Origin of the sequence: Marinomonas hwangdonensis (assembly GCF_003721245.1) — a bacterium.
Taxonomy (GTDB): Bacteria; Pseudomonadota; Gammaproteobacteria; order Pseudomonadales; family Marinomonadaceae; genus Marinomonas; species Marinomonas hwangdonensis.
In genome coordinates this window covers 120,916-138,008 of record NZ_RIZG01000008.1, presented here as the reverse complement: position 1 = coordinate 138,008, position 17,093 = coordinate 120,916, and the positions used below count along the sequence as shown (strand labels likewise).

The 17,093-nt window shown below is 44.2% G+C and carries 18 protein-coding genes; 4 read left to right on the top strand and 14 right to left on the bottom strand.

Features of this window, described 5'->3' with window-relative positions:
• The first annotated feature begins 12 nt into the window (after positions 1-12).
• The 3 genes from moaB to EBI00_RS13215 all read left to right on the top strand — a co-directional run bounded on the left by moaB (position 13) and on the right by EBI00_RS13215 (position 2,266).
• Positions 13-552, top strand: a complete 540-nt coding sequence (gene moaB / locus EBI00_RS13225; RefSeq protein WP_123096416.1) for a molybdenum cofactor biosynthesis protein B — start codon at positions 13-15, stop codon at positions 550-552.
• Positions 553-557: 5 nt separating this feature from the next.
• Positions 558-1,751, top strand: a complete 1,194-nt coding sequence (locus EBI00_RS13220) for a molybdopterin molybdotransferase MoeA (protein WP_123096415.1) — start codon at positions 558-560, stop codon at positions 1,749-1,751.
• 86 nt (positions 1,752-1,837) lie between these two features.
• Positions 1,838-2,266, top strand: coding sequence for a HepT-like ribonuclease domain-containing protein (locus EBI00_RS13215; protein WP_123096414.1), 429 nt, complete (start codon positions 1,838-1,840; stop codon positions 2,264-2,266).
• An 11-nt stretch (positions 2,267-2,277) separates the two neighbouring features.
• Here EBI00_RS13215 and EBI00_RS13210 read toward each other — a convergent pair whose 3' ends face one another.
• Both EBI00_RS13210 and serB read right to left on the bottom strand, forming a co-directional pair.
• Positions 2,278-3,198 (bottom strand): LysR family transcriptional regulator, encoded by a 921-nt coding sequence (locus EBI00_RS13210; protein WP_123096413.1) that lies wholly within the window; start codon positions 3,196-3,198, stop codon positions 2,278-2,280.
• 95 nt (positions 3,199-3,293) lie between these two features.
• A complete protein-coding gene (gene serB / locus EBI00_RS13205; RefSeq protein WP_123096412.1) occupies positions 3,294-4,211 on the bottom strand; it encodes a phosphoserine phosphatase SerB in 918 nt (305 codons plus the stop codon).
• Positions 4,212-4,357: 146 nt separating this feature from the next.
• Between serB and EBI00_RS13200 the strand changes: the two genes are divergently transcribed.
• Positions 4,358-5,797, top strand: coding sequence for an AhpA/YtjB family protein (locus tag EBI00_RS13200; RefSeq protein WP_123096411.1), 1,440 nt, complete (start codon positions 4,358-4,360; stop codon positions 5,795-5,797).
• An 89-nt stretch (positions 5,798-5,886) separates the two neighbouring features.
• Here EBI00_RS13200 and rpoS read toward each other — a convergent pair whose 3' ends face one another.
• From rpoS to EBI00_RS13140, 12 genes are all read right to left on the bottom strand, one after another.
• Complete coding sequence (gene rpoS, locus EBI00_RS13195) at positions 5,887-6,888, bottom strand: RNA polymerase sigma factor RpoS (RefSeq protein WP_123096410.1); 1,002 nt, start codon at positions 6,886-6,888, stop codon at positions 5,887-5,889.
• Positions 6,889-6,929: 41 nt separating this feature from the next.
• Positions 6,930-7,790: a peptidoglycan DD-metalloendopeptidase family protein gene (locus tag EBI00_RS13190; protein ID WP_123096433.1), complete on the bottom strand. Its 861-nt coding sequence runs from the start codon at positions 7,788-7,790 to the stop codon at positions 6,930-6,932.
• Between the two features lie 74 nt (positions 7,791-7,864).
• On the bottom strand, positions 7,865-8,782 hold the full coding sequence (locus EBI00_RS13185) for a DUF368 domain-containing protein (protein ID WP_123096409.1): 918 nt from the start codon (positions 8,780-8,782) through the stop codon (positions 7,865-7,867).
• A complete protein-coding gene (locus EBI00_RS13180; RefSeq protein ID WP_123096432.1) occupies positions 8,775-9,440 on the bottom strand; it encodes a protein-L-isoaspartate(D-aspartate) O-methyltransferase in 666 nt (221 codons plus the stop codon). The genes EBI00_RS13185 and EBI00_RS13180 overlap by 8 nt, the downstream gene beginning before the upstream one ends.
• Positions 9,437-10,183 carry a 5'/3'-nucleotidase SurE gene (gene surE, locus EBI00_RS13175; protein WP_123096408.1) on the bottom strand — a complete coding sequence of 249 codons (747 nt, stop codon included), beginning with the start codon at positions 10,181-10,183 and terminating at the stop codon, positions 9,437-9,439. The genes EBI00_RS13180 and surE overlap by 4 nt, the downstream gene beginning before the upstream one ends.
• A complete protein-coding gene (gene truD, locus EBI00_RS13170) occupies positions 10,161-11,264 on the bottom strand; it encodes a tRNA pseudouridine(13) synthase TruD (RefSeq protein WP_123096407.1) in 1,104 nt (367 codons plus the stop codon). Before truD ends, surE begins: the two co-directional genes overlap by 23 nt.
• Entirely contained in the window at positions 11,261-11,782 is a 522-nt protein-coding gene (gene ispF, locus EBI00_RS13165; protein ID WP_123096406.1) for a 2-C-methyl-D-erythritol 2,4-cyclodiphosphate synthase, read from the bottom strand. Before ispF ends, truD begins: the two co-directional genes overlap by 4 nt.
• 16 nt (positions 11,783-11,798) lie before the next feature.
• On the bottom strand, positions 11,799-12,518 hold the full coding sequence (ispD, locus tag EBI00_RS13160) for a 2-C-methyl-D-erythritol 4-phosphate cytidylyltransferase (protein WP_123096405.1): 720 nt from the start codon (positions 12,516-12,518) through the stop codon (positions 11,799-11,801).
• Complete coding sequence (locus EBI00_RS13155; RefSeq protein WP_123096404.1) at positions 12,515-12,793, bottom strand: septum formation initiator family protein; 279 nt, start codon at positions 12,791-12,793, stop codon at positions 12,515-12,517. Before EBI00_RS13155 ends, ispD begins: the two co-directional genes overlap by 4 nt.
• Positions 12,794-12,931: 138 nt before the next feature.
• Complete coding sequence (gene eno / locus EBI00_RS13150; protein WP_123096403.1) at positions 12,932-14,233, bottom strand: phosphopyruvate hydratase; 1,302 nt, start codon at positions 14,231-14,233, stop codon at positions 12,932-12,934.
• 51 nt (positions 14,234-14,284) lie between these two features.
• Entirely contained in the window at positions 14,285-15,919 is a 1,635-nt protein-coding gene (locus EBI00_RS13145; protein WP_123096402.1) for a CTP synthase, read from the bottom strand.
• Between the two features lie 197 nt (positions 15,920-16,116).
• A complete protein-coding gene (locus EBI00_RS13140; protein ID WP_123096401.1) occupies positions 16,117-17,073 on the bottom strand; it encodes a PDR/VanB family oxidoreductase in 957 nt (318 codons plus the stop codon).
• Between the last annotated feature and the right edge of the window lie 20 nt (positions 17,074-17,093).

Sequence of the window (17,093 nt, the reverse complement as noted above, 5' to 3'; positions counted from 1 at the left end):
ACAAAACATACTATGGCTAAAACATCCACGCCCTTCCGCCCACTCAATATCAGCGTACTCACCGTTTCCGACACACGAACCATCGCAGAAGATACCTCTGGCGATGCTCTCATCGAACTACTGACCGAAGCAGGCCATCATCTTAACGAAAGAAAACTCGTCAAAGACGACATTTACCAAATGCGTGCTGCGGTTTCCCAATGGATTGCTGATCAAGCAACTCACGTCGTTTTGATTACTGGTGGTACAGGATTTTATTCAAGAGACAGCACACCTGAAGCTATGACCCCCCTGTTTGATAAAACAATTGAAGGCTTTGGCGAGTTATTCCGACATCTGTCTTTTCTAGAAATAGGTACATCCACTATTCAGTCTCGTGCTATAGCAGGACTCGCGAATCAAACATTGATTTTTTGTTTACCTGGATCAACAGGTGCCTGCAAAACGGCATGGAATGGCATTTTAAAAGAACAGTTAGATGCCTCACATCGACCTTGTAATTTTGTCAGCCTACTTATTGGGCCCAACACACACTCACAACTTGAGGCGTAACCGATATGTCTAGTTTGCTTGCATTTGAGGATGCCCTGCAAGAAATAAAACGAAGCGCCACAGTGCGTGTAGCACAACAGACAATCGCGCTTCCTCATGCGCTAGGAAGCATTCTGTCAGAAGACATTATCGCCCATATTGCCGTACCACCTCATGACAACAGCGCGATGGATGGCTATGCGTTAGCCTATGCCGATTGGCAAGAAGGTAAGCATTTCACCATTAGCCAACGAATTGCCGCAGGTCATCATCCACAGCCTTTAATACCAGGCACCTGTGCCCGTATTTTTACTGGAGCGAACATACCACCTGGTGCCGACACTGTAATCATGCAGGAAAATGGCCACCTCATTGATGGCAAGCTGGTATTAGATGCTCCCCCTATACAGGGTGATAATATTCGTCCGGCAGGACAAGACATGCACGTTGGTCAAACGGTCATTGCGGCGGGAGAAAAGATTACCCCCATCCATATTGGCCTGTTATCCAGTCTTGGAATAACACACATTAAGGTATTTGAACCACTGCGTGTGGGTATTCTAACCACGGGAAATGAACTTATCCCTGCGGGCGAAGACTTGGCAGCCGGACAAATTTACAATTCAAACGGCCCAATGCTGAGCGCTCTGGTGGCACAGGCTGGCTATCAGGTTAGTCACTGTCTTCATGTCGCAGACACGCCCGAAAGCACAGAAGCGGCATTAAAAACCTTACTGTCCTCTTGCGATGTGATTCTTTCTTCTGGTGGCGTTTCTGTGGGTGAAGAAGACCATGTAAAAGGCGTTCTTGAAAAGCTCGGCTCTGTGCATATGTGGAAAATTGCCATTAAACCAGGCAAACCCCTTGTCCATGCCACTTTAGACGGTGTGCCATTCCTTGGCCTGCCCGGCAACCCAAGCTCTACCTTAGTTACTTACCATTGGTTTGCCCGCCTATTATTGTCTGTATGCGCTGGACAGAATGCAAAACATCCTCAGCCCTACCCTGTGAGTGCAGGCTTTAAGCGTTTAAAAGCCATTCAGCGAGACGAATTTTTACGCGTTTCTATAGGCAAAGATGGCCTTGCGTACGCCCATGCTCAACAAAGCTCTGGTGCCTTGCTAGCGGCTTGCGAAAGTCAGGGGTATCTGCACATCAAGGCCAATACCCAGATCGAATATGGTCATGCCTATGATTTTTACCCTTTTTCAGGTTTTTAAACTCCCCCTTTGCACAGAACTCGCCTAGACTAACAATAGCGCTTTAATATCAGAGCGCTATTGGCTTTATAACGAGGCGGTGAAATATGAGAAACACAGAGTGGGAAACGTCTCTTTACGAACATCAGCACGCGATGATTAAGCGGCTTGACGACTTTAGAAAACGGGCTAAAACAGCCGACTATTCAAAAGACGACATCATGGTCATTGAGCACTCTTTTCAATTGCTGGTCGCTTCGATGTTGGACCTTGCCCGATATGTTTTACAGCATCACTACAACACAGATATCTCTTCACGTAAGGAAGTGCTAGATGCACTCATTGCAAACAAAGATGTCACATATGAGCAAGCAGAACAAATACGCACTCTTATTCAATTAAGAGACAAGGTTTTGCATGATTACCTAGAAGAAAACTTTGCCGATTTAGAGGAAGCCATGACGCTAAGGCGTTACAGCTTAGTTGAGGTATTAACAAAAGAATGGACAACACGTCTATCAAGCACAAAAGAATAAGTGTTGACATATTAGGCAGAAGCATCCAAAAAGGCCTGGCGCAATAAACCGCGAAACCAAATATGCGCCGCGTCATGTTGAAATTTCTCATGCCAAATCATCGAGTAGTCAAACTCTCGCGTTGCGAACGGCAGCTCATGCAACACCATTTCAGGCACTGTTTCTACCATATCCTCGGCAAATAAACGTGGCACGGTCAGTAACAAATTACTGTCCATGACGACTCTTGCCGCTGGTACGAAATTAGGTAAATGCACAGCCACATGACGCTTATGCCCCATTTTATCTAGCTCTCGATCAACCGCAAAATACTCTCGTCGACCCAAGACTACCTGTACATGACTTGCCTGAAGATAATTTTCTAATGTCAACTCTTGCTGAATATCAGGATGTCCCTTGCGCGCTAAACACACCATACGATCACTTTTTAAACGCATGGCACGAATGCCGACGGGGGGCTCTTTTGACAAAACCGCCACAGCAACATCAATCGTAGTTTGGTCTAACTCCGCAACCATGTCTTCATTCCAAGACTTCACATCCAGAATAGCCCCCGGCGCTTCTTGAAGAAATTGATCCAAAATCTTAGGCAATACGGTCAAGGTACCAAAGTCGGTTGTTGAGAGAATAAAGCGACGCTGGCTAGTTTGAGGGGTGAATTCACTTGGTTGAATAAGGCTTTCAAGCCCTTTAAGTGTGTCGGACAGAAATGGCGCTAAGTTTTGCGTTTTGGCCGTCGCCGTCAAACCATGAGAAGTACGAATAAACAAGGGATCATTAAACACATCGCGTAAACGCGACAATGATCGGCTCACGGCAGGCTGAGATACGTTTAGCCTAGTAGCGGCTTTGGTCACGTTCAACTCTTCGATTAAAACATGAAAAACATACAGCAAGTTTAAATCTACGTCAGACAGTTTTACTTCAGACAAAACATTACCTCAGTTAAGCTTGTTACCATTATTACTCAGAATCATAACAAGCTTTTAGAACGGACAATAGAATTGTTTAACTTGTGTACAAAAAATTACTCACCCGCAAGACACTGTCGAATTTGTGCAGACGTCATGCCCAATAGGTAAAGCACCCCATCTAAACCCAGATTACTCATCGGACAAGGAGCCTGTTTTCGTACTAGAGGTTTAGCATGCAAGGCCACACCTAAAGCGGCATGATTTAACATCAATAAATCATTAGCGCCGTCACCACAGGCAATGGTTTGACCCCAGTCGACGTTTTGCGTTTCTACAATATTGGTCAGTAGATGCTTTTTACGCTCACCATCAACAATTTGCCCCACATGTTTGCCAGTTAAAACATGGTCTTTAATTTCCAATACATTGGCATGCACTTCCGACATTCCATATTGTGCTTGAACTCTGTCCGCAAAGTACGTAAAACCACCCGATAAAATGGCCGTATGCCAACCATGCTGATTCAACACCTTCATCAAGGTCGAGATACCATCCATATGCTCAATTCTATTGTAAACACCGTCTAAAACATCGCTATTCAATCCTTTTAATAGCGCTAAACGCTGTACAAAGCTTTCGACGAAGTCAATCTCACCACGCATAGCACTTGCCGTTACCGCTGCAATTTGTTCTCCGATTCCTGCCTCTACCGCCAACTCGTCGATTACTTCCGCCTTAATCAGGGTTGAGTCCATGTCAAACACCGCGACACCGGCTGTATGGATATCCAACATAATCGACTGATAAATGTGATCTATGCCAGTTGAGTCTGACATAGCAAGCAATTCAGCTCGAAGAGAAGCACTGTCACTTACCGGCGCCGTCAAGATCACTTGCGTAACACCAACAAGATCATCATGGTCTGTCAAAGTGCGCGACGCACCTTGCAAGCCACGAGCGTCTAACCAGACGTGAAATTGGTCAAGATATTCTAAGGTCAATGACCCAATGAGAGTAATACTGGCTGACATAAAAGCTCCTAATTCACTAAGGTGCCTACTATAGCAAATCGTTTTCTTTTCGCTAAGCACCTGTTCTACTTTAAAGAATTCAGAAAACAGCCGTTATCATGTGTATACTTTCATTATTGCCCTACTTTTTATCTTGAAGGACGTGAATGGACACCCAAATCAAAACAAAAACAGCGGCTATTTTTATGCACAAACACCTACGCGCCTCTGTCATCACCATAGTGTCATTTGTTTCACTTATTATTCTGACCTTGTGTATTTTTTGGTACACAATGACTTATGCTCTCGAAAATTATCTTTCTCAACAAACCGAAGTCTTGGGTAGTAGTTTAGCGACTCAGGCCGCATTCAATGCCACACAATCCATCTTAACAAACGATTTACTCAGTCTTAATGTACTGCTCAATCGGCTGGTTGTTGATGAAAATATTTTAAGCGCTCGCGTTTACAACAAAAAAGACGAATTATTGGCCGAAGCCAGCAGCACCAGCACTGGCATGTCCTCCGATCGTGATTTTCGCCCTAACGATGATCGACGTCGTGTATACAGCTCTAGTATTCGATTCAGAGACGAGATTGTAGGGCATGTCCTCATTACTCTTGACCGGACGCCTGCTCAAAATACCTTACAGCATTTAAACAATTTACTGATTGGGATGGCCATTTTCATTGCCACTATCGCGGTCTTGTTAATTTTGCTGATTACAAAATGGTTATTTGCGCCTATTAACGAGGCTACCACAATGCTCAACTCATTCAGTAAAGGACGTAAAATCCAACTTGGCTACACGCCAGTTTATCGGGAGGCCAGAGAGTTACACCAGGCAATCAAACCCCTCTATGACTTAGAGCTTCCTAAAGAAGTAACGCCGCAACCCATCGTCACAGATCAAGAAGTAAGCAAGACCACAGAAACACAATTTGAAATTAATTTTGACGCCATATTTGAAGAATCCAGACAACGCAGCTGCGTGCTGTATTTTGATGTTCTAAATTTGCAGACTTGGCAAGAGAAAATGTCACCCTTACAAGTAGCTAATTTGCTGACTCCTATTTATAGGGCTATTTTTCAAGCCAGTGAGGTTTATTTAGGTCAAGTCCATCAGTATAAAGAGAACTCCGTAATCATACTATTCAGTGCAAAAGACTGTGATGACAACCTATATATGAACGCTGTAAGCACAGCACAGCTCTTTCTCGGCTTGATCGATAAGTTATTCGAAAATACCTTGTACAGCGACATACCTAAACTTAATTTTCATTTAGGCTTACACCAGGGAAATCGTGAAGTCACTAACTTGATGAAAAATGATCTCTTCAAAGCAGAAAAAATAGAAGATCTACTCGTGAGTGTTCATCAGCTTAGTTTATCTCAAAGCATTAACAAACTGATTATCAGCGACGAGATTTTTACCTTACCTCACATCCAAAACCGTGTTTTTACGGGCCTACCTGAAATAATAGAGCACGATGATACTGAAATTTTAGCCTATGAGGTTAAAGGTTTATCTGAGAAATACAGACTACAAATACAAGAACATATTGAGAAAATGACCTCTTCAGAACCTGATAAGGTCAATTCATAATAAGGCTTTGAAGCATTATTCCCGCCATCACTCAACGCTAGTGTGATGGTGGATACTTGTGTTCCTAAGGTGTTTTTACCCCCTCACGATTAATTATCAAGCTTGATGACATCGTCCAACGACAAGCCTTCTTTGTCCATAATCAGACGCAACTTTCTTAATGCTTCTACCTGTATTTGCCGGACGCGTTCACGGGTCAAGCCAATCTCAGCACCAACATGCTCCAAAGTGCTTGCTTCATGGCCGCGCAGTCCAAATCGCCGAATAATGACTTCACATTGCTTATCGCTTAATTCGTTTAGCCACAGTTCTATGCTTTGTAATACATCGCCATCTTGTCTATCGGCTTCTGGCCCTTGATGTAGTGTGTCCGCCAAAATATCAGCTAAACTGCTGTCATTGTCATCACCACTAAATACAGCATCAATTGAGCTGATTTTTTCATTTAAGCTCAGCATCTTTTTGACGTCTTCGACCGGACGATCCAGCATTTCTGCAATCTCTTCCGCACTGGGTTCATGGTCCAATTTCTGCGTAAGTTCACGAGCGGCACGCAAATAGACATTGAGCTCTTTAACAATATGAATGGGCAAACGAATGGTTCGCGTTTGATTCATGATGGCACGTTCAATGGTTTGTCGTATCCACCAAGTAGCGTAGGTTGAAAAGCGAAACCCTCGCTCTGGATCAAACTTCTCGACTGCACGAATTAACCCTAAATTCCCCTCTTCTATGAGATCTAAAAGAGATAAGCCCCGATTTAAGTAACGCCGTGAAATCTTTACAACAAGACGAAGATTACTCTCTATCATGCGATTACGCGCTTTTTCATCACCCTTTAGAGACAACCGTGAGAAATGCACTTCCTCCTCGGCACTTAAAAGCGGAGAAAAACCAATCTCGCTTAAGTAAAGTTGAGTCACATCAAGATTACGACTTATCTCGGCTTCTGCGTAACGCGCGTTGACAGCAGATTCAAACTCCTCATCTACTTGGTCTTCTTCATTCTCTATATCTTCGAGTGTATCGAGATCAAACTCTTCCATATCTGATACTTTTTCAGCTTTATCATTGTTATTTGCTAACTTCATATCCCCTCCTTAAACACCCAGACCACATTTAAACAGCCAACTTATCTTTTCGGTAACACACTCAGTGGATCAATCGGTCTACCATCGCGTCGGACCTCGAAATGCAACAGTGGTCTTTCATTCCCTTTACCACCAATAACGGCAAGGGAATCCCCCATCTGAACATTTTGCTGTTCTTTTACCAAAATTCTTTCGTTGTAAGCATAAGCACTCAGGTATACCTCATTATGCTTAACAATAACAAGGTTCCCATAACCAATTAAACCGCTACCCGCATAAACAACCGTGCCATTCGCAACCGCTTTGATTAAAGAGCCCTCATCGGCCTTAATGTTTATGCCTTTGCTACTCACTCCCGCGTTGGAAAAACGCGTTACTACTTCGCCATCAACGGGCCAATCCCAAACACTGATAGGCGTATCATTCGTCTGTATCGGCGCTAATGGCTCAGCCTTGTTATTTGACGATGTATTAACAATAACGGGCGAAGATGACGGAATAACGACACTGGGTTTTGACACCGCAACCTCTGATTTAGTTTCCGTATTTTTGATGGCAGTGACTTTGGTCTCAGCCGGAATAATAGGAGTTTTAATAGAGTCCGCTTGAGCGGTAGCAGTAACAGGCTGTGTACCCAGTCTGATTTTCTGCTTAGGAAAAATCGTGTAAGGGGGGTTAATTCGATTGAAAGCGGCTAACTCTTTGTAATCAAGTCCGTAGCGAAAACCAATCGAAAATAAGGTTTCACCGCTCTCGACAATGTGTATTCCTGAAGCCGGAATCGACGTTAAAGTCGCATTATTCGATGCAAATGCTTTCTGGGGATTATCCGAGTAATGTAGGATTTCATAAGAGCATCCCGTTAAAAACAGGCACAGGGAAACCAGCCAACCCGTAAACACAGTTCGCAATGATGCCCAACCCGCTTTTAAGATGCTAACGTAAATAATGCTTCACCTTAGTATTCATGATTCCTCTACGCTTTAGGTTCGTAAAAAACGCGAGAAATAATCGCCACACTTAACAAACCCGCAAGAATAAAAACACATGGCAGTAGCAAGTCACTTAACCAAACATAGTCAGCTAATTGCCAAGGCAAAACCAAGGTTTCATTGGTTGGAATCTTCTTATCGCCCACGAAACTCCAAGCATCGGTGACCTTCCAAGGCCATACCTTTACTAAGGCGCCCAACATAATTCCAGTCAACAGAGACAAGGTCATAGAGCGAGCACGCAGCAACAACAGATTGAGTATTTTAGAAAAACTCAGTAAACCAATGACAGCACCAACGGCAAAGGTAAAAATAACCACAAAATCCAAGTTTTTAATGGCTGAAAGAATGAAGCCGTACATGCCCATTATGAGCAACAAGAAACTGCCCGATATGCCAGGTAAAATCATGGCGCAGATCGCAATCACTCCAGAAAAAAAGATCATGGTTAGGGAGGTGTCAAATTGGGTTGGCACAAGCAAGGACAAACTTGCCCCTAACGCGACACCGATTAAGAGCACAAAAAAGTGACGCCATGAAAAATCTGTTATTTGACTGATTAAAAAATAAGCTGACGCTAATATTAGCCCAAAGAAGAAACTCCACAAATAGCTCGGATACTCGACCAATAAATGAGTAATGACACCCGCAAGCAGAAAAATACTGGTCACCACACCGGCTCCCAGCGTCAATAAAAAAGTACCATCGAAGTGATGCCACAAGGCTTTTAAATTCCCTTTCCGAAGCAATGCAACGCTTTGTGTATTAACGCCACTCAATGCTCCGATCAAACGGTCATAAACCCCCAAAATAAACGCGATAGTCCCTCCAGAGACACCAGGGACAACATCAGCCGCCCCCATTAAGACGCCACTAAAATATATTCTCAGCCATTTAGGCATATTCTATTCCTTCCAATAAAGGCACAAAAAACGCAACGTCTGTTTGCAGACATTTCCAACGATCTCCCTCTTTACGCCAGCAACCTATTTGCGGACGCGGATGGTCAATAGGCATAATTAAAACCCCATTTTCTTTAAGACATCGAGTCAGCGCTAAAGGCACTTTACTGGCCATAGCGGTAATTATAACGGCATCCATTTCTATTTTCTGAGGCCAACCCACTTGCCCATCACCAAATACATACTCCACATTGTTTATTCCCATTGCAGATAATCGCTGCTTTGCTTGCAGATACAACCATTGCTGTCGCTCTATCGTGTGAACTTTATTAAAAAAATGCGCCAAAATTCGCGTTTGATAACCGGATCCGGTTCCAATTTCTAACACCCTTCCCGGCCTTGCGTAAGTCAATAACCATTGCGTCATTTTAGCAACAGTGAGTGGCTGACTGATAGTTTGATGACGGCCAATCGGGAGTGGTGTGGCGGAGTAAGCCAAGTGAGAAAACGCAGGCTCAACAAACTGATGACGAGGGAGCTTTTCCATCAAGACCAATAAATCTTCATGGTGAATGCCCTGCTCCCTGAGATACTGAATCATTCTCTTCGCTTCAGGTTGCGTGTGTGTTAGTAGCCAATTCAGATCATGTTGACTCATAACATTACGGTTTTGGCCCATGTTTCTAACGACACACTCACCTCATGGCAAGTCATGTCTGTGTGAATGGGGGTAACCGATACATATCCTCTCTCAACAGCGTGAAAGTCTGTTCCTTCAAGGGCATTATGAGGCTCTGACAAAGCCCCAATCCAAAAGCTTGGTATTCCCTTAGGGTGTTGAGCAGAAATCGGTGCCTGCGCTTTTTGACGATACCCAAGACGCGTAACTTGTATACCTTCCAGCTCATCATATGGAACGTCTGGCACATTCACATTTAATAAAATACCCGCAGGCAAATTCAAGGTGTTGGCATCTTTTAACAACTGCATTACCACTTTTGCTGCGGTATCAAAGTGCTGGCTTCCCACCAAAGACACCGCCAGTGCAGGCCGCCCTAGATGTCGAGCTTCCATAGCCGCAGCGACAGTGCCAGAGTAAATAACATCATCACCTAAATTGGCGCCATGGTTAATCCCTGACACCACTAAATCCACATCACCATCAATGACACCAGACAAAGCAAGATACACACAATCAGTTGGCGTTCCATCGACACGGTACTGATGCTTTTCAACTTGCGTTGGCTGTACTGGTCGAGTCAAAGTTAACGAATTACTGGCACCGCTGCGATTGCGATCCGGTGCCACAACCAAGATGTCATACTCTTGTTGTAAATGTCTGGCTAGCGTTTGAATACCAAGCGCATCAATACCATCGTCATTGGCGATCAATATTCTCATGATGTTTCTCTGCTGACTTATCCGTAAAATTGATCAGTTCGCGTAAAATACTGGTTGCAAAACAACCTTTTGGTAAAGAAAACTCCACGATTAACTGGGCACCGTCTTGGCTATCTTTATCTTCTCTAAGCAATTCCCACGCCATATTCATTGGCACAAGGCGAGCCAGTCGACTGTCTCGGGACAATTCAAAGGCAACTAACGCGTCAACCAAATCCGTACTGTCAAACAGAGAGGTTTTCATGACTCGCTCGCGTTGAGCACCTGTGCCCGCTTCCCAACCCTCGCTGATCATAGGCAAAACAGGGCTTATGTTGCCACGCATTACACTTAAGTGCATCAAGGCATCCACCTCTTTTACGCGAAACTGCTCGTCTTTATGTTGAAACTGAGCAATATCACCGTCACACAAACGCATCCACATGCCATTTTCAACCTGATCACTAAGTGCTTGATTGAAACACCAAGAACGAATAGCCGATAGCCAAAATGACTCAGTTTTAGACAGTTTGCGGCGACTTTGCCGCCCTTTGAGGACAAAATCTTTGCCGTAGTGCAAATTATTACCATTTATACCAAAACGTTGTGGACCATAATAGTTGGGTACACCACCTTGCTTAATTAGATGTAAACGTCCTTCTAGTTCGTCTAAATCCCCTTGAATACCGCGCAACCGAATCACAAAACGATTGGCTAAATGCGCCCCTGTACGGAGCTTTTTTGAGTGACGCAACTGGGCAATCACACGAACGTTTTCCGGCTCTCTAAAGGCTTCCTGAATCGTTGATAAATCTGGCTCTTGATTCAGAACATGCAAACAGAACCACTGACGCGTACAAGCGTGACGGTCTTTCACGCCACTGTAAGTCACCTTGGTGGGCGCAATTCCCACAATTTGAGCAAGGCGCTTGGCAAGAAAATCGGTATTGACGCCTTGCTTTTCAATAAACACAAAGCAAAATTCACCTTTGCCATCGGGCTCAAATCCTAACTGCTCTTCCACATAAAAGTCTTGTACATGGGTTTTTAAATCCCCAGTCACAGTCGGCCTAGACCAAGCATATCGCCATTCGGTATTCATACATTACCTTGATTCACAAAAGCTCGATTAATAAAAGCTTGATTAAAAATAAGGGCGACCGCCTCAACAGCAATACCTTCTTTTCGTCCAGTAAAGCCGAGCTTTTCCGTGGTCGTCGCTTTCACATTGACCGAACTAATATCCAGTGCTAAATCGTCAGCAATGTTGGCTCGCATGGCATCAATGTAAGGACGCATTTTTGGCGCCTCAGCAATAATAGTGACATCTACATTACCGACACTAAAACCGAGTGCCTGTATTTCCTGATAGGCACGCTTTAATAAAACACGACTATCCGCCCCAGCAAAAGCCGCGTCTGTATCGGGAAAGTGCTTCCCTATATCACCTAGGGCCGCGGCACCAAGTAAGGCATCAGTTAAAGCATGTAGGGCTACATCACCATCGGAATGAGCAATCAGTCCTTGTGAGTAAGGAATAACAACGCCACCTAAAACGATATGATTTCCCTCGCCAAATTTGTGTACATCAAAACCATGACCAATGCGAAACGGCATCATGATAATTACTCCTGTGCTAGGTTTTGCACTCAGTGTTTGAATGGCAAAGATAAGAAAAAAGGGCCTCTGCGATCAACAGATCCTCAGGCAAAGTGATCTTGATGTTACTCGATTCTCCCACAACTAGGTCTGGGTGCCAGCCAGAAAACTCCATAGCGGAACACTCATCCGTGATCACAACGCCCGCAGATTGGGCTTTATCTAGCGCGTCTAACAAAGTCTGCAGAGGGAATTTCTGTGGCGTCTGAGCCAGCCATATGGTGTTTCGGTCTAGTGTGGTTTCAACAACCTGCGAGCCAGACACTTGACGTTTTACCGTATCTTTAGAAGGCATCGCCAACAGCGCACCTTGATCCGATGCGTGATCAATAATTCGATCTAACGCGGCATGCGTCAACAGAGGGCGGGCCGCATCATGCACCAAGACTTCTTGCTGTTTCAACCCGGTTAAATTCAGCAAATACTTAAGCCCTGCCTGTACGGTATCACTGCGCTCTTTACCACCGACAAAACTGTGTACTGATTTATGTTGATACCATTTGGAGTCTGGCCAATATTCATCCGCTTCACCGACACCAACCAACACACCAGCAATCATAGGGTGGGAGATAAAAATATCGATAGTGCGGTCTAGAATGGTTTGTCCTGCAAGAGACAGATATTGTTTTGGGCAATCCGCTTGCATACGTTGCCCCACTCCAGCAGCTGGGATGATAACCCACAAGGCCGACGTCATTGTTTATTCACCATTCGATAAAAGACTTCACCGTCTTTGATGTACTGCAGCTCACTACGAACATGCTCTTCTACCGCCTCATCACCAAGCCTTAAGTCATCTACCTGAGCCCTAAGCGCTTGATTGCGGTGCTGGAGGCGTTGATTAATACGCTCTTGATAGGCAATCTGCTTAGCTAATTCTTCTTGTCGTTTTATACCCTGTTCACCAAAGTACAAATGATAGGATTGATAGCCGATCGCACACAAAAAAAACAACAGTAATAGACGCGCCATAGCACCCTCAACAACCCAACCTAAACATTCCCGTTACCATAAAATTAAAGCCAAAGGAATTGAAGCAAAAAAACGAAAAAAAAGGGAGAACTTGGTTCTCCCTTTTTAGATCAAGACACTGTGTAAATCAAAACGGTATTACGCTTGACCTTTGATCTCAGAACGACCTTTGTAAGGGGCTTTGCCACCTAGTTGCTCTTCAATGCGTAGTAATTGGTTGTATTTAGCAACGCGGTCTGAACGGCATAGAGAACCCGTTTTAATTTGGCCAGCCGCTGTACCAACAGCAAGATCGGCAATTGTCGCGTCTTCTGTTTCACCAGAACGGTGAGAAATAACAACCGTAAAGCCAGCGTCTTTTGCCATTTTAATAGCCGCTAACGTCTCAGTTAAAGAACCGATTTGGTTAAACTTAATTAAGATTGAATTCGCAATACCGTTATCGATACCACGCTTCAAAATCTTGGTGTTAGTAACGAACAGGTCATCACCCACTAATTGGATTTTATCACCCATTAGTTTGGTTTGATGTGCGAAACCATCCCAGTCAGACTCGTCAAGACCATCTTCGATAGAAACAATTGGATACTGCTCAGTAAGGTCTTGTAAGAAGAAATTGAACTCTTCTGAAGTGAATTTTTTACCTTCACCTTTAAGGTCATAAATATTTGCTTCTTTGTCATAAAACTCAGAGGCAGCACAATCCATCGCCAAAGTGATGTCTTTACCTAGCTCGTAACCTGCTGCTGCAACCGCTTCTTTGATCACAGCCAATGCTTCAGCATTAGATGACAGATCAGGAGCAAAACCACCCTCATCACCAACCGCCGTGCTTAAACCACGATCGCTCAATACTTTTTTCAGTGCATGGAAAATTTCAGCACCGTAACGCAACGCCTCACGGAAGTTTGGCGCACCAACCGGCTGAATCATGAACTCTTGAATATCAACGTTGTTGTCTGCGTGCTCGCCACCATTAATGATGTTCATCATAGGCACAGGCATTGAGTAAACGCCAGGTGTACCATTGATGTCTGCAATGTGAGCGTATAATGGCACTTTCTTAGAAATCGCTGCGGCTTTCGCTGCGGCCAAAGACACCGCCAAAATAGCGTTAGCACCAAAAGTAGATTTGTTTTCTGTGCCATCAAGATCAATCATAATGTGATCAAGCTCGGCTTGAGCAAGGGCATCTTTGCCAATTAAAGCATCACGAATTGGACCGTTAACCGCTGCAACCGCTTTTAAAACGCCTTTGCCTAGGTAACGACTTTTGTCGCCATCACGTAATTCTAAAGCTTCACGAGAACCGGTAGAGGCACCAGACGGTGCACACGCTGAACCTACAGAACCGTCTGCCAAAATAACATCGGCTTCAATAGTAGGATTACCACGAGAATCTAATACTTCTCTGGCTTTGATATCAACGATTTGACTCATAACAAACCTCTTAAAATAAATGAATAATCACAAACTGCCTGTTTGATCTACTTATTTTTCTTTACCTGCATATTTCAATGCCGCATGAACAAAGGCACTGAACAGGCCGTGACCATGTCTAGGGGTAGATGTAAACTCTGGGTGGAATTGACAAGCAACAAACCATGGATGATCCGCAATTTCTATCATCTCAACCAAGGAGTTGTCTTCTGAACGACCAGAAATCGTCAGGCCTGCTTTTTCCATCGCATCCACATAGAAATTGTTTACTTCGTAACGATGGCGATGACGCTCTTTAATCACAGCTTGACCATAAGCTTCAAAGGCTTTTGTGCCTTCGGTTAGATTACAGTTCTGAGCGCCAAGACGCATGGTGCCCCCTAGATCGGATTCCTCTGACCGGATTTCTTTGGAACCCTCTGCATTCGTCCATTCTGTAATCAGACCAACAACTGGGTTCTCTGCTTTTAGATTAAACTCGGTACTGTGCGCACCGGGTAAATTTGCAACGTTTCTTGCAAATTCGATGAAGGCAACCTGCATACCCAAACAAATACCCAAATACGGTACTTTATTTTCACGTGCATATTGCGCGGTTAAGATCTTACCTTCTACACCACGTTCGCCAAAACCACCTGGGACTAAAATAGCGTCCATTCCTTTTAGACACTCTGTGCCTTTTTCTTCAACGCTTTCAGAGTCGATATAATGTAATTTCACTTTGGTGCGCGCGTGAATACCCGCATGATCCATGGCTTCAATCAGTGACTTGTAGGCATCTAGTAACTCCATATACTTGCCGACCATAGCGATATTAACCTGTTTTTCAGGGTTTAATTTCGCCTGTGTCACCTTGTTCCAAATGTCGATATTGGGCATGTTGCAATCAAGATGGAAGTATTCAACGATCAGGCTATCTAAGCCTTGGTCATTTAACATCTGTGGAATGCGGTAAATCGTGTCGGCATCAGGAAGAGAGATAACCGCACGTTCTTCAACGCTAGTAAACAAAGCAATTTTCTTACGCTCTGGCGCCTCAATAGACACTTCTGAACGACAAATAAGAATATCAGGTTGAATACCGATAGAGCGAAGCTCTTTAACGGAATGCTGAGTAGGCTTGGTTTTGGTTTCGCCTGCCGTACGAATGTAAGGAACCAAGGTCAAATGCATGAACAAAGCACGACGAGGGCCTAATTCGACTTTTAATTGGCGAACCGCTTCAAGGAAAGGTTGTGATTCGATATCCCCAACAGTACCACCAATTTCAACCAAAGCCACATCAGCGCCTTCAGCACCAAATAGAATACGACGTTTAATTTCATCAGTAATATGAGGAATGACTTGGACAGTACCACCAAGGTATTCACCACGACGCTCTTTTTTAAGAACATGTTGATAGACACGACCACTGGTGAAGTTGTTACGTTTACCCATTTTGGTCGAGATGAATCGCTCATAGTGACCAAGGTCTAAGTCGGTCTCTGCGCCATCTTCAGTGACAAAAACTTCGCCGTGTTGAAAGGGGCTCATGGTGCCTGGGTCCACGTTGATGTAGGGATCCAGTTTAAGCATGGTGACTTTTAGGCCACGAGATTCAAGGATAGAGGCCAAAGAGGCAGCTGCCAAACCTTTACCAAGAGATGAAACTACACCGCCTGTAACGAAAATGTACCGTGTCGCCATGAGTGTTTAACCCGCCTTAATGAATAGAATACAAGATTTGAAGGCAGAGTATTTTTACCTTCAGGACGGGGGAAAATAATAACATCGGAAGGCATTTCACTCAATGTAAAACATGGCTGTTTTGCATTGAGTGACGATCCCATACACCAAGACTAACAAGCTTTAAAAGTCCTCGCCTTAAATCCTGTTGGTTCGCATTACAAGTCTAGCTCTAAAATAGGCGTTTTTGAACGCGAGCAACAGGGCATGACTAGCTTTCCTGAGGCGTGCTCTTGGTCTGTTAAAAACACATCTCGATGGTCTGGAACACCCTCGATCACACCCGTCTGGCACGTACCGCACACACCCGATTCACAGGATACTGCCAAAAAAACACCATTATTGTCTAATACTTCAAAAATACTCTGATCAGCCTCGACATCAAAGATCTCACCCGTACTATGAATTTTCACTTTAAACGCGGTATTTTCAACGACATGCTCATCAACAGCAGGCGCAGCAAAAAATTCTCTGTGCATACGCTCTTCAGGCCAACCTAACATTTTTGCCTGCAACGACACGTCATTAATAAAATCTGCGGGGCCACAAACATATAATTCCGAGTGATTCGAGTGGCGTGATAAAACATTAACCACATCCATTCGACCAGAACTCGCCACTTGGCTAAAATGAAAATGCATTTTATCGGCAAAAGAGGCACTTTTTAACGCGGATGAAAATGCCGCCGTGTCCGGTGACTTCGAACAATAATGAAATTCGAAAGGCAAATCCATTTTTTGTAACTGCTGCGCCATTGGCAACAGAGGTGTTACACCGATACCGCCAGCCACTAAAACGCTATGACGTCTTGTATCTATTAATGGAAAATGATTTCTAGGGGCACTTATCGACAAGGTATCCCCCATTTTCAAGCGATGCACCTCGGCCGATCCTCCCCTTGATTGCGGGTCTTTCAAAACCGCAATTTCATAATACTGCGCTTCCACTTGCAAACGACATAATGAATATTGACGAAGCAAACCACTTGGCAACTTAATGTCAATATGCGCACCAGCCTCAAAAGTAGGCAACCCTGAGCCATCCAAAGAACCTAGCACAAGCCGAACCACACCTTGTGCTTCGGTAACAACATTTCTTACAATGACCGGAATCATTTGCCTCTCCTGACCTGTTA

Excerpts from the sequence above, each read along its gene's own strand:
- moaB (WP_123096416.1), top strand. The coding sequence starts at position 13 with ATGGCTAAAACATCCACGCCCTTCCGCCCACTCAATATCAGCGTACTC.
- EBI00_RS13220 (WP_123096415.1), top strand. The coding sequence starts at position 558 with ATGTCTAGTTTGCTTGCATTTGAGGATGCCCTGCAAGAAATAAAACGA.
- EBI00_RS13215 (WP_123096414.1), top strand. The coding sequence starts at position 1,838 with ATGAGAAACACAGAGTGGGAAACGTCTCTTTACGAACATCAGCACGCG.
- serB (WP_123096412.1), bottom strand. The coding sequence starts at position 4,211 with ATGTCAGCCAGTATTACTCTCATTGGGTCATTGACCTTAGAATATCTT.
- EBI00_RS13200 (WP_123096411.1), top strand. The coding sequence starts at position 4,358 with ATGGACACCCAAATCAAAACAAAAACAGCGGCTATTTTTATGCACAAA.
- rpoS (WP_123096410.1), bottom strand. The coding sequence starts at position 6,888 with ATGAAGTTAGCAAATAACAATGATAAAGCTGAAAAAGTATCAGATATG.
- EBI00_RS13185 (WP_123096409.1), bottom strand. The coding sequence starts at position 8,782 with ATGCCTAAATGGCTGAGAATATATTTTAGTGGCGTCTTAATGGGGGCG.
- EBI00_RS13180 (WP_123096432.1), bottom strand. The coding sequence starts at position 9,440 with ATGAGTCAACATGATCTGAATTGGCTACTAACACACACGCAACCTGAA.
- surE (WP_123096408.1), bottom strand. The coding sequence starts at position 10,183 with ATGAGAATATTGATCGCCAATGACGATGGTATTGATGCGCTTGGTATT.
- truD (WP_123096407.1), bottom strand. The coding sequence starts at position 11,264 with ATGAATACCGAATGGCGATATGCTTGGTCTAGGCCGACTGTGACTGGG.
- ispF (WP_123096406.1), bottom strand. The coding sequence starts at position 11,782 with ATGATGCCGTTTCGCATTGGTCATGGTTTTGATGTACACAAATTTGGC.
- ispD (WP_123096405.1), bottom strand. The coding sequence starts at position 12,518 with ATGACGTCGGCCTTGTGGGTTATCATCCCAGCTGCTGGAGTGGGGCAA.
- EBI00_RS13155 (WP_123096404.1), bottom strand. The coding sequence starts at position 12,793 with ATGGCGCGTCTATTACTGTTGTTTTTTTTGTGTGCGATCGGCTATCAA.
- eno (WP_123096403.1), bottom strand. The coding sequence starts at position 14,233 with ATGAGTCAAATCGTTGATATCAAAGCCAGAGAAGTATTAGATTCTCGT.
- EBI00_RS13145 (WP_123096402.1), bottom strand. The coding sequence starts at position 15,919 with ATGGCGACACGGTACATTTTCGTTACAGGCGGTGTAGTTTCATCTCTT.
- EBI00_RS13140 (WP_123096401.1), bottom strand. The coding sequence starts at position 17,073 with ATGATTCCGGTCATTGTAAGAAATGTTGTTACCGAAGCACAAGGTGTG.